The following is a 12198-nucleotide window of genomic DNA, read 5'->3' as shown; positions in this document are numbered from 1 at the left end:
CGCTTCCTGGGAACAGGTTATTACTTACACGACATATAACTTATACGACGTAAAAGAAAGAGAGCCGATGCCGCGAACCGCCGATCCGGAGCTTCCTCACAGAATCTTGAAGGCCGCCGACACCCTGTGGCAGTCGGGCGGCGAGGAGGCCGTGACGATCCGCGGCGTGGCGGCGGAAGCCGCCACAACGACGCCAACGGTCTATAGCTACTACACCGACCGGGAGGCGCTACTGACGGCGTTGCGCCCGCTCGCCTTTCAGCGCTTCTCGGCCTACCTCGCAAAATCGCGAGACTTCCAGGACACCTGCGCACGACATCTCGCGTTCGGTACCAGCCACCCCCGCGACTATGAATTGCTCTATGGGCGCGGCTGGATGGAGCGTGTCACAGCGGACGCGCAGGGGGTCGAGATCGAACGATACACCACCCATCTCGTGCGCGCCGGCGTTGAAGAAAGCAGGGCCGCGCACATCGCATATCCGATCATGATGATGCTGCACGGCGTGGTGATGCATCGGCTGTTGAACAGGAAGCAAAGTCCCCTCGGCCGGGCGATCGCCGCAGCGTGTCTCGAAGCCTGTATGACGCTGCTCGAAAGCGCGCGGCAGGGGGAATAGCATTTTTGCGCGACCTCCGGGCAAAAGGGGCACGGGGGCTACGCTCCGGTCTTCACATCATTATGTTGCTGTGGTTCTCGGGGCGGCGGCCTCGGCAGCGTTGGCCGTCGCCGTCTGGTACATGGCCGCGACCAAGGCGAAGGGGACAAAACTGCGCCAGGAGATTTCCGAGGATGTAAATCCAACGGGAGATGATGGAGTTCAGTCCTAGCTGGCCGTTACCGGCTCACAGCTTGATCGAGCTGTTTTTGCTCGTATGATCCTTTTACATATCATTTATGCGCAGATTGATCCGTTAACATCTCACGTTGGTTGACAAAACCGGTCGGAGAGGATACGTTGTCGTATCAATATTCGTTGCAAAGAGCCGTAAAGGTATCTAAATGAGTTCTGAATCGGAAAGTTTGCGGCAGATAGGGGGCCTCCTCAGGAATGCAAGGCTCGCTGCTGCAATGACGCAGGAGCAGGTCTCTGACCTGGCGGGTATATCCCGTCCACGCTATCGCGACATCGAAACGGGAACCGCCGCGGCCAGGGCGACGACGCTGATCAATGTCGCCCGCGCGCTCGGTTTGGAAATGATGTTGGTTCCGCAAGCTTTCGTGCCTGCCGTTCTGGCCTTGTCGCGCCCGCACGACGACGATCTGCCCGCGTTTGTTTCCCAACCTGACGATGACGATCATGGCCCCCACATACCAGCCGCCTAGGACGATCCAGTTGCTCGATGTCCTCCTGGACAAGCGCAAGGTAGGTGCGATCGTGCGGACACCAGGCGATTTCAATGCGTTCAGCTTTGAAGAAGCCTATCGCGCGACGGGCGGCTTCCCAATCTTGAGCCTTTCGTTTCGGTCGGCGATGGGCGGGCTGCGAAAAGATCCAAAGCCTCTCGCCGGCCTCCTGCCGGCATTTTTCGCGAACCTCCTGCCCGAGGAGAAGCTGCGCGAGGCGATGGAAAGGCACCACCAAGGCAATGTACGGCCGGGCAATGATTTCGATCTCCTGGCAGCCCTCGGCGCCGATCTCCCTGGCGCGGTGCAGGTATTGCCCAGCGATGGAGCAGCTGCCGTCCCGCAGCAAGCCTTGAACGAGAACCCAAAGGCCGGCTTCTCACTCGCCGGCGTGCAGATGAAGCTGTCGGTCATGAAGAACACGGGCAAAGGTGGCGGCCTTACCTTGCCGATGGGTGACGAACAGGGCCAGTACATCGCCAAATTTCCGTCGATGGCGTTCCCGGGCGTTTCCGAGAACGAATTCGCCAACCTCGCCCTCGCAGCCGCGATCGGCATGGATGTTCCTGAACGCGAGCTGGTCGAGAGGTCCGATTTCGAAGGCATCCCAGAGGAATTCGACACGCTTTCGGAGGGCAAGGTTCTTCTGGTCAAGCGCTTCGACCGGGGCGCTGCCAGCCAGAGGATTCATATAGAAGATTTCGCCCAGGTTTTCGGCGTCTACCCTTCCCGCAAATATGAAGGGGCTGCCTATCACGATGTCGCGGCCGCTTTGAACACTGCGGTCTCACCTGCCGCGGCTCTCGAATTCGTCCGCCGGCTAACCCTGGCAGCCGTCACCGGCAATGGTGATATGCATCTCAAGAACTGGTCGCTGATCTATCCCGGAGAAGGCAACGAACCAGCACTCGCTCCAATCTATGACGTGTTGTCGACGGTGCCCTATATCCCCACGGACGCCATGGCGCTTTCACTCGCAGGAGAGCGGTCGTTCAGGGCGCTGACGGCGCCGCGGTGGAAAGCGTTCGCAAACCGCGCCAGATTACCCGAGCCGGCGGTTTTGAAGGCAGTGGTCGAGGTGGTCACACGCGTCAACGAGCAATGGTGGCATCTGCCCGAGCGCGACGTGATCCCTTCAAAGGTCCTCGATCGGATCGACGAGCACGTCAAGGTCATGACACCGATACTGGGCGCCTGCGCCGAGAAGTGAGGCACCCTGTAGTTCGCGACGTTGGGTATGCAGACCTGGTGCAAAGCACTTCGCCATCATTGCGAGATTGCCTATCACGGCCGAGCGCAGGCAGCAGGCAGGCGACCTGACTGATTCCGCTTCGCCGACGCGCTGTCGCTATCCCATCAAGCATCTGTCGGGCCGGCCGCCCGACGCGCCGGGATTTGATGCCGTCGCCCCGGCCGCCTCGGCCGCCGCCGACGTCTGGCCATGCCGCCGTTGATCGCCAAGGACGGTGCCGCCGCAGAAGCCGCCGCCGCGATCCGGCGCCCTGTTAGCGAGCGCGCAGAGGGTCTGCGTCGCTGCCAGGTTCTCGGCGAGGCCGCGGTACGCGACAGTGATTGTTTGCGCTTGTGGGCTGAACAGCGCGAGCGGTTCCTCGGGTCCGCAAATTCGGCGTCAGAGCCTGCCCTCTTGCAGCCGCCAGATACGACCATGCGGGAGGCGAGATAGGCATGGGCAATACGGGCGTCATCGACCAGTTCCTCGGCACCTTCAAGGGGTAATGCTTGCGGGCGAAAGCTTCGCCAAGGCAGCCGCCTTCGGTTCTGCCATATGGAAGCCGCTTGAAGGTATGGGCTCTTTCAGTTCGATCAGAGTCGTGTGGCTGGAATCGAATCCGAAGCGCGCAGTCCTGCGGCTTGTCGCGCTCGCTACCAAAATGGCGAATGGAAATCCGGAACAAGCGAAGCGAGCAAGCTGACGCCCTCCTTAGGCAGAGGGCGAATAGCTGCCGTAACTGACGTAGACGTTCCCCCTAGCGAAGCCATAGGCGGGGGCGTTCGGCGGGCGGTTCCGCGCCCGCCTCGCAAGGTGTCAGCAGGTAGAGCCAGGCCAACATCTCATGGGCCTCGCCGCAGCAGGGGCCGGCTATGCCCGCAGAAAGGATGCTAAGTGCTTCCCCTCGCGTCAGTGTGGTGGACGCAACCGGCGCATCAGCCTTCACATGCATGTTCGACCTCCAATGTTGACGGCGGCAGCAGGTGCCGACTGCTCGCCGGTTGTTCCGCAAGCATGGCCGCCAAAAGCTGCCTCTCGTCCTGAACGGCTGCTGATTTTTTGCTACCTGCCTACCGGCGACGCGCGCAGCGCCTTTGCCATCTGGTTCCGCCTCACCTCATCGACATCAGGTCCGTCATGAGGCCGACCCCGACCCTGACGAAGAACGTAGGTCTGCGGACCTCCTGACAGCCGATGTCCTTCAACTGATCGGACGTCAGGTCTGCCAACGCCCTGCGCCCTGCAACGGTCCGCCGCCAGGCTGTGAAGGCTGCGACTGCTGCTGCCATGCTGTTCAACGCTTTCCCAAGCAGCCAGTGTTTCGATGTGCGGGTCTCTGCGTGAGCTTCGGTGTGAGCCATTTTGCTCTCCTGTTCCAGATTACGGTCGCAGCTTGTCACGGGGGCGATTTGCGGTTGTTCAGCCGGGCGTGAACAATCGCGGGAAGTCCGACGGACCGCCGTTAAATCTGCGTTAAATCGATCGGCGAAGATGCTATTCTGCTGGCGCGTTCGAAATCTGGAGAGGGGTCGTGCGTATCCGGTTGCTTGGCGGTCTCGAAGTGATGTCCGGAGAGGGGCAGCCCGTCCGCTTCGCAACGCGCAAGTCGGCGCTGCTTTTTGCCGCCCTGGTCCTGGCGGGTCGCCGCGGCGCCACTCGCGAAAGGCTTCGCGAAGGGTTTTGGCCGGGACGAGGCGATGCGCAGTCGCGCAATAGCCTGCGCCAGGCGCTGGCCGACATCCGGCGGTGGTTTCCCGCCGCCGGCAATGCAGCCATTTCCATCGACGGGGATCAGGAAACGGCTGCGCTGACGGCCGGCCCGGACGAAGCCGACATCTGGCTCTTCGACCGGAAGCTCGCCGAAAGCGGGACGACGGACCTCGCCTTTGCCGCCGACCTCTATCGCGGTGATGTGCTCGCGGGAGAGGCCATTCCGGACGGACTGGATGAATGGTTCAGCCCATTCCAGGTCAGATACCGGCAGAAGGCGCAGCAGCTGGTGGAGCGCCTGAGCCTCGCGCCGCCCGAAGCCGGATCCGCGGACGAAGCGGCTTGCGAACGGCTCGCCGAAAGGCTGCTTGCCTCGGATCCGGCCGCCGAGCCGGCGCATCGGGCCTTGATGCGCATCCACGCTGCGAGGGGCCACGAAAATGCGGCCTTGCGTCAGTTCGAGACCTGCCGCGCGCTGCTGAAGAAGCATCTGGGCGTGGAACCCGAGGCACAGACGCTGTCACTGGCGGCGTCGCTGCAGACGCGGGGCGGAAATCGCCAGATCGCGTCGGCTCACGACACCGCCCAGCCGCCTCAGCCTATCGCCACGCCGGCGAGACCGCACGACCAGCCGTCGGTGGCAGTGATGCCTTTCGACAATCTCGGCGGGGCGGAGGACGAGTATTTTGCCGACGGCGTTGTCGAGGAGATCACCGCCGCGCTTTCCCGCATCCGGGACTTCTTCGTCATCGCGCGCCAGTCCGCCTTCACCTACAAGGGCCGCTTCGCCGACGTGCGCGAGGTCGGCCGGGAACTCAGCGTCGCCTACGTGGTCGAAGGCACCGTTCGGCGGGGCGGCAATCGGCTGCGCATTTCCGTGCAGCTGGTCGATGCCGAGACGCGGACACAATTATGGTCCGAGCGCTACGAGGGTGCGATCGAGGACGTTTTCGAGTTCCAGGACAGGATCGCGGCGCAGGTGGCGGGCGCCATCCATCCGGCCATCCGCGGCGCCGAGATCGAGCTGGCCAGGCGCAAGCCGCCGACCAGCCTCAGGGCCTATGATTTCGTCATGCGCGCCTATCCAAACATTTGGGGCCGCCGCAAGGACACCAACGACCTGGCAATAGAGCTGCTCAAGAAAGCGATCGCGGTCGATCCGGCCTATGGCCGCGCACATGCGCTTCTGGCCTGGTGCCACGCCTCGAACGCCGTGTTTCTGTGGGCCGAGCAGCCGGAAAGCGAGCTGGAAAAGGCGGTCGCGGCGGTCGAGGCAGCCGGCTCGATCGGCAACGATCCAACCGCGTTGACCGCCGCCGGCGCGGCATTGAGCATGGGCGGTGACCAGGAGCGCGCCGCCACCTTCATCGAAAAGGCGCTCACGCTCGATCCGAACAATGCTTGGGCATGGGCACGCCATGGCTGGATCGCGATCTACAGAGGCGAAGCCGCCCTGGCCCCGGACCGGTTCCAGCGAGCAATGGCGCTGAGCCCAATGGATCCGTTCGCGTTCGCCGTGAGACTGGGAATGGGCTACGCCTTGGCCAAGACGGGCTCCCTTTCCCAGGCCGTCGCGATCGCCCGTGAGGTCATCGCCGCCCACCCCGACATCATCACGTCCTATCGCTATCTCGCCGCCTGGTCGGCGATGGGCGGCGATCTGGAGACCGCCCGCTGGGCTGCGCAAAAGCTCCTAGCCGCCCAGCCGAGTTTCACGATCGAGCGATTCCGGTCGCTGCCTATCTTGCGGAACACGCCGGAATGGGCAGACCAAGTGGTCGAAGGCTTGAAGCTGGCGGGATTGCCCGAGCGCTGACTATCTTCGGCCCATCCTTGGTTTCAACTTGGATGACATGATCGCCCCCTGCGCCCCTGGCTAGGATAGCGATCCTACCGGCTCACGACCATTGCACGTCGTTTAATTAGCCACAACATCAGCACGGCGCGGAAGACCACGTTCCAGTTCGGCAGTCTATGATTGGCGAGTGCCTGAAACGGTTCGGAGAACATCTTGCGGGGCGATCAACATTTAACTAACCAAACCATCAGCAAATGCTGCCCACCAGACCATGCTGCTTCCCACATCCTCAGAATCCTCGCCGCCAGAGCCGCTTTGTCCTGGGGCAGGAAGCGACCATACTGTTTGGCCATCATTTCGTCGGGCTGGCGCCCAAGAGCATGCTCATGGCGCCCACCCTTCGGCTTTGGCGGGTCTGGAGCTCAGGATTCACGGCGACGGCGGCGATCGTCCACGACCCGCGCGAGCACTTCGGTGGGGTCGCGGTCAACTGGCAATACCAGCATATTTTCGATGTCAAAGGCGGTAACGCCGATATCGCGACGCTCGCATTCGCTCATGGCGGCAAAAGCGGCGAGGTCCCTGCGTGCCCTCCAGAAGCGCGGCAGCCACAGCAGCGCCGAAGTCACGGCGGCCAGCATCCGGAAAGGCCGCGAGGGAGAAGCATGCGACCGGCAATCGGCTGCGAGACCGATGAAAGGAACCAGCGTGGTCATGGTGTTGTCTCCATCCTCGAACTGTCCTTGAGCGACAGCAAGGATGAGATTAGTCGGCGCCCGGCCGGAGATCGTGAGGCCCAGGTGAAACTCGAGGGAAATTGTGACGAAATCGGCAGGCGGGCACCGGCCCCCGGTCGTCGACACGATATCAGTCCGGGAGGCCCGCCTCGCGCAGGCTGGCGGCGACGCGCTCCCGTGTGGCCGCCTCAAAAGGCAGTTGGTCCCAGATCGTGGCGACCGTCAGCCCCGGATGGCTTTCCAGCAGCCTGCCGCACACGCGCCGGGCTTCATCCTTGCGGCCGGCATGGACCAGCGTCATCACCAACCAGCGTAGCGCCCAGGTGGCGCCAGGGTGCCGGCTGACCCCGCGCCGCGTCATGACCAATGCTTCTTCGTAGCGCCCGGTAATGAAATGGGCGGCGCCGATGCCGAGTTCGGCCATGTAGCCCATCGGGTCGCGCGGGCTCAGCCGTTCGAAATGCTCGAACTTCTCGATCGCCGCCTCGGGCCGCTCGCGATAGACGTCAAGCCAGCCGCTGCGCAGCCAGGCCCAGGCGGAATTCGGATCGAGCGTGCGCGCCCGTGTCAGATGCATGTCGGCGACATCAAAGTCGCGGGCGAAAGAATGCGCGGCGCCGAGCACCGCAAGCACCATCGGGTCGTCGCCGGACAGCGCCGCCCCCTTCTGCGCCAGGCGCAGGCCCTCTTCCCGGGACGCGGCCGGCGTTTCGGTCCAGTGGTAGGTGACACGCTGCAGATGGCACCAGGCCAGCAGCGAAAGCGCCAGCGCATAATCAGGCTCGATCGCGGTCGCCCGTTCAAGCAGTGTCCCGGCCTCCTCGTTCTGCGCCCGCTCGAGCGACCAGGCGAGCGGAAAGGCGCGCAGCACGTAGTCGTAGGCGGCGAGGCTTTCCGGCCGCTTGCGCCGCGACCGCTCGATCTCGGCCGACAGGATGGAGGGCTGGATGGCGCCGACGACACTCTCGGCGAACCGGTCTTGCAGGTCGAACACGTCGGCCATGGTTCCGTCGTAGCGGTCGGCCCAGATCGTCTTGCCGGACGACTGATCGATGAGTTGTCCCGTAAGGCGGATGTGGTCGCCGGCCTTGCGAACGCTGCCGGTCAGCACGTAGCGCACGCCGAGCTCGGCTCCGGCCCGTTTCACGCCGTCGGCCTGCCCCTTGTAGGCGAAGCTCGAATTGCGGGCGATGACGAACAGCCAGCGCATGCGCGACAGCGCGGTGATGATCTCGTCGACCATGCCGTCGGCGAAATAGTCCTGCGCCGGGTCGCCGCTCAGGTTCTCGAAGGGCAGCACCGCGATCGACGGCGTGTCGACGGCGCCTTCCCCCGTCCCGGTCGCACCCGACGTGTCGCGATTCCCGATGCGACGAACACGATCCTCGTCGATCACATAGCCCCGCCGCATCACGGTACGGATCAGGCCGTCCGCATCCGGGCCGAGCGCCTTGCGGATATCCTTCATGCATTGGGTCAGTGAATCGTCGGAGACGGCGATGTTGGGCCAGACGGCGTCGACCAGTTCGTCCTTGCCGACGACGCGACCGGCATTCTCCAGGAGATAGGTGAGCAGCGAGAGCGATTTGGCGCGCAGGTCGACGTCGTGCCCGCCCCTTTGCAACCTGCCTTTGCGCAGGTCGAGCCTGTGACCCGAGAATTCGAACGTCGTCATGTCGCCCTCAAGGAGACGTCAAGCCCAATTCGGCTCGCGACGGGCTGGCTGTCGATCATTACCCTCGCACGCTTGAAGACACCATGACTGTCTTCTTGCATCAAGCTTTCAGCCCGCTGAAAATGGCGTGGCCGGCGAACAGCCAGGCGCAATCGACCGCGATGAAACCGGCTTCGGACAGCCAGGAAAGTTGCTCGGCCAGCGAGGACGGCTTGTCGATCGGCTCGCCGTCGGGATTGCGGAAATAGTTCCAGCCGAGGCGGTTGAACTCGGCGAAGGCGGCCAGGTCGCCGTCGATCGCGAGCGCCCGCGAACGCACCGCCTCGTCCCACTGCCGCGCCGCGATGGCGAGAGCGGCCGCGCCCGGCGGGCGCACGATGTCGGCCACCACGAGGACGCCGCCGGGGCTGAGCGCCGTCCCAAGGTCGGCAAAAAGCATCCGCTTCTGCCGCTCGTCGAGGTGGTGGATGGCGAGCGACGAGACAATCGCGTGCGGCGGCTCGGGAAAGCTCCGCCAGTCACGATGTTCCAGCTCGAACGCGGCAGTGGCCAGGCGGTCAGCGTGGTCGCGACAGGTCTCGCGCGTCTGCTCGAGCATCCGCGCCGAGCCGTCGAGCGCCAATACCCGGCAGTCCGGAAATCGCTGCAGCAAGGCGCGGCTGAGCAGGCCCTCGCCTGAACAGAGCTCGACCAGCAGGCCGCCCTGCACGGGAGGAATTAGATCGGCGATGATGCCGATCTGGCGTTCCCGTTCGGGGACGAAATAGCGCCCGTAATCGAGAAAGCTTCGGGAATTGTTCTCATCCCAATGCCTTGCGCCTCCCATGTCGGTCATGATCAATCCTTTCATCCTTTTGGTTACATTGCCGGAGGCCAGGTTGGCCGTCGTGACAACCGGATGAAATTCGGCTGAAATCTGCCTGAGCGGCGAAGTTGCCCGGCCCCGTCGAGCGGGACGGCACCATCCACGCTATGCTTTCGCGGGCCTTCCGGCCTCTACCCTGGTCAGGCCCGGAGTCGCTGTCATCGCGCGCCTAGGCCGCGATGGCCTGAGCCGCATTGTGAGCCGCCACGACTTCGAAGCCAGCTTGTTCCAAGGCCGACTCGACGTCGAGCAGGATGAGCTGCTCATCCTCCACGACCAGAACCGCGCCATTACTCATCTGGACGCTCCCCTCGGAATTGCCACGCCACGGTCTAGGCAAGCTCATACTACGGTTTCGACCCCGTTTTAGTTCCATCTCATAAATTCAACTGGATGTGAGGCCCGACCTAAGTCTTGAAACAATGAGTCAGACGATCCGCGCCTAGAGCTTCGGACGCGTTTCAATCGGCGACAGCATCCGGCGGATCTGTTCGACAATAGTGCCGTCATTATAGGGCTTGGGAAAAAAGTGACTTCCTTCAGGTAGGCGGCCCTGTTCGACGATCGACCTGCCGGAAGCGACGATCAATTTGACCGGCGGCCATCGGTTTCGGATGTGGTGAGCCAATTTGATACCATCCATGGTGCCGGGCATGCCGACGTCGGTGAACACCAGAACGATGTCCGCTCGCGCCTCCAGCAGCCGAATTGCGTCGTCGGCATTAGTGGCTTCCAGCGCCTCGTAACCGGCATGAACGACGAGGTCGACCGCGCCCATTCTGATGACGGCGTTGTCTTCGACAATCAGAATGACGGCCTTGCGGTTTGTGTTGATTTCTGCGGCCTGCGCGGGACCGACGTTCGCCTTGGGCAACGGTTGCCCTCGGTCAGCAGCTTTTGGGCTGGTCATCCGGCTATGCTGCCGCCGGCACGTCGTCGCTGACAGCAGCAATGTGAGCGACCGATACAATGGTTCCGGGCTTTCCGTCGGCTACGCTGATGTCACTTTGCAGGTTCCTGGCAAGCGCCTCTATGATACCGGTGCCAAGCCCGGCCTTTGCGGCGTCGTCGCCGGTTGGAATGCCAATGCCGTCATCCCGAACCGAAAGGGTCCAGTCCTGCCCGTCCGAACGGTAGTCGACCGAAATCCTGCCGGACCGCTCCTCCGGAAATGCGTGCTTCAGAGCGTTGATCACCAGTTCGGTCACGATAAGGCCCAAACTTATCGAAATGTCCGATTTCACAACACTATCGTCGACAGTGACAACGATAGAGAGCCGCTCCCTGTCGGAGATCATTGAGGCACCAAGGCTTTGACAAAGCTGGGTGAAGTAGGTCCGTAGCGAAACACTTTCAGCGCCGGACCGGGCGAGGTGCCGCTGCACGGCTGCGATCGACATCACCCTGTTGTGGGCGTCGGTCAGATGGCCGCGTGCCTCATCGGACTGGACCCTGCGGGCGCTCTGCATCAGCACACTCGCGATGATCTGCAAGCTGTTGGCGACCCGGTGTTGCACCTCCTGCATCAGGATTGCCTTGTCCCGGATAAGATCGTCTTTTTGCCGGGCATCGGCGCGAGCATCGGTGACGTCGGTGACAGCCACCAGGAGCCGGATACGAGAATGGTCGCCGTCGTCAAGCACGCGGGCGTTCACCACCAACTGCCGGATTTTCTGGCCCGGCCGCTTGAGGTCGATCTCGTAGGCCTCGATGTTAGCGCTGCCCGAGGCGGTCGCCTTGAGCAATGAATTCAGCTTCGGCATATCCCATTCGCCCGCGCCGAGTTCCGACAGCAATTTGCCGGCAACCGCGGCGGGGTCGATCTGAAAGGTCCGGCAAAACGACGCGCTGACAACAATAACCCGGAGATCATCAGTCAGGAACAAGAGCGGCTCGTTCGATGAAACGACCACTGCAAGAGTGCTCGCCGCTTCCAGGTGGACACGGATGCCATGACATTGGCCCTCAAGGGCCGAAAGCTCGCGAAGCGAGCCATCACTCGGCAGGAACGTCGACCGAATTCATGCTCGGCCGAAAAACATGACCCACCCTATCACATTGTGGGTCGTTAGCTATGGAATTCGGTCGTGCCTCACCCCGCGGGCCTTGGTCGCGATATGACGGCAAGACGCTCGTTCAGTTATCCTCAGGACGCTCGGCCCTTGGATCGGCATTAAGTTGCATGACCTAGTTGCCATCGTCTTCGGAAATCAGAAGCTGCATTCAGCTTTTGACTCGGGCTGCCAGGCCGCAATGCGCCTACATTCGGTCACGCGTGCCAAAGTTTCTTGCTGCTAAAAGCCGCCATTTGGTCATCTGGCCGGCGACGGCTGCACCGTCGCCTCCTGCGATACGGACAGCCCCGCGAGAAGTGGAGCGTACGCGGCGAGCCTGCGGGATACGAACTCGGTAAAGAGCCGCACGCGCTTCGTCTTGCGTGTCTCCCCCTGCGTGAGAAGCCAGAGCGTTCCGTACATGTGCAGGTCGGTACCCGGCACCCTCACCAGTAGGGGGTCGGCATCGCCAACGAAGCACGGCAGTGTCGTCATCCCGAGCCCTTGCCGTACGGCAACGATCTGCGCCTCGGCGTCCGTGGTCCTGAATGGAACCCCCGTGGCGCGAACCTCACCCTCGCTGGCCCAATCCGGAATTCCATGAATGCTTATGACGATCCAGCGGATGGGATCAGGCGCGCCCGCACGCCACGCGGCTAGTCGATCGCGAGACATGTAGACGCCGCCGAACAGCTCCGGTCCCTTCAGGCCGTGAAGATTGAGCGGCAGGGTTTTGCGGTCGTAGACGACGCGGATCGCGACGTCGGCCTCTCGGTTGGTC

13 protein-coding genes are annotated in these 12198 nt (G+C 62.8%); 5 read left to right on the top strand and 8 right to left on the bottom strand.

The features are described 5' to 3' along the window. Nucleotides 1-67 precede the first annotated feature (67 nt). From AC1D2G_RS27535 to trbK-alt, 4 genes are all read left to right on the top strand, one after another. Nucleotides 68-619 (top strand): TetR family transcriptional regulator, encoded by a 552-nt coding sequence (locus tag AC1D2G_RS27535; protein WP_477417979.1) that lies wholly within the window; start codon nucleotides 68-70, stop codon nucleotides 617-619. A 383-nt stretch (nucleotides 620-1002) separates the two neighbouring features. Further along, nucleotides 1003-1326, top strand: coding sequence for a helix-turn-helix domain-containing protein (locus AC1D2G_RS27530; protein WP_477417977.1), 324 nt, complete (start codon nucleotides 1003-1005; stop codon nucleotides 1324-1326). Beyond that, nucleotides 1301-2557, top strand: coding sequence for a type II toxin-antitoxin system HipA family toxin (locus AC1D2G_RS27525; protein ID WP_477417975.1), 1257 nt, complete (start codon nucleotides 1301-1303; stop codon nucleotides 2555-2557). Before AC1D2G_RS27530 ends, AC1D2G_RS27525 begins: the two co-directional genes overlap by 26 nt. A 231-nt stretch (nucleotides 2558-2788) precedes the next feature. Then, nucleotides 2789-3031 carry a putative entry exclusion protein TrbK-alt gene (gene trbK-alt, locus AC1D2G_RS27520; RefSeq protein WP_477417973.1) on the top strand — a complete coding sequence of 81 codons (243 nt, stop codon included), beginning with the start codon at nucleotides 2789-2791 and terminating at the stop codon, nucleotides 3029-3031. A 659-nt stretch (nucleotides 3032-3690) separates the two neighbouring features. Here trbK-alt and AC1D2G_RS27515 read toward each other — a convergent pair. After that, nucleotides 3691-3939: a YjiS-like domain-containing protein gene (locus tag AC1D2G_RS27515; protein WP_477417971.1), complete on the bottom strand. Its 249-nt coding sequence runs from the start codon at nucleotides 3937-3939 to the stop codon at nucleotides 3691-3693. Between the two features lie 170 nt (nucleotides 3940-4109). On the opposite strand from AC1D2G_RS27515, the gene AC1D2G_RS27510 reads away from it, so the two are divergent. Continuing rightward, on the top strand, nucleotides 4110-6104 hold the full coding sequence (locus tag AC1D2G_RS27510) for a BTAD domain-containing putative transcriptional regulator (protein WP_477417969.1): 1995 nt from the start codon (nucleotides 4110-4112) through the stop codon (nucleotides 6102-6104). Between the two features lie 404 nt (nucleotides 6105-6508). Here AC1D2G_RS27510 and AC1D2G_RS27505 read toward each other — a convergent pair whose 3' ends face one another. From AC1D2G_RS27505 to AC1D2G_RS27475, 7 genes are all read right to left on the bottom strand, one after another. Beyond that, nucleotides 6509-6802, bottom strand: coding sequence for a hypothetical protein (locus AC1D2G_RS27505; protein ID WP_096454710.1), 294 nt, complete (start codon nucleotides 6800-6802; stop codon nucleotides 6509-6511). 151 nt (nucleotides 6803-6953) lie between these two features. Continuing rightward, on the bottom strand, nucleotides 6954-8498 hold the full coding sequence (locus AC1D2G_RS27500; protein ID WP_477417967.1) for a winged helix-turn-helix domain-containing protein: 1545 nt from the start codon (nucleotides 8496-8498) through the stop codon (nucleotides 6954-6956). 100 nt (nucleotides 8499-8598) lie between these two features. Next, complete coding sequence (locus AC1D2G_RS27495) at nucleotides 8599-9333, bottom strand: class I SAM-dependent methyltransferase (RefSeq protein WP_477418200.1); 735 nt, start codon at nucleotides 9331-9333, stop codon at nucleotides 8599-8601. A gap of 199 nt (nucleotides 9334-9532) precedes the next feature. Next, a complete protein-coding gene (locus AC1D2G_RS27490) occupies nucleotides 9533-9661 on the bottom strand; it encodes a hypothetical protein (RefSeq protein ID WP_477300612.1) in 129 nt (42 codons plus the stop codon). Between the two features lie 144 nt (nucleotides 9662-9805). Further along, entirely contained in the window at nucleotides 9806-10198 is a 393-nt protein-coding gene (locus tag AC1D2G_RS27485; protein WP_477418198.1) for a response regulator, read from the bottom strand. A gap of 79 nt (nucleotides 10199-10277) precedes the next feature. Beyond that, nucleotides 10278-11312 carry a sensor histidine kinase gene (locus AC1D2G_RS27480; protein ID WP_477418196.1) on the bottom strand — a complete coding sequence of 345 codons (1035 nt, stop codon included), beginning with the start codon at nucleotides 11310-11312 and terminating at the stop codon, nucleotides 10278-10280. Nucleotides 11313-11675: 363 nt separating this feature from the next. Then, on the bottom strand, nucleotides 11676-12198 hold a 523-nt coding region (locus tag AC1D2G_RS27475), incomplete at its 5' end, for a LysR substrate-binding domain-containing protein (RefSeq protein WP_477417965.1).

The organism is Mesorhizobium sp. P2_C7 (assembly GCF_056404515.1).
This window is presented reverse-complemented; position numbering and strand designations above follow the sequence as displayed.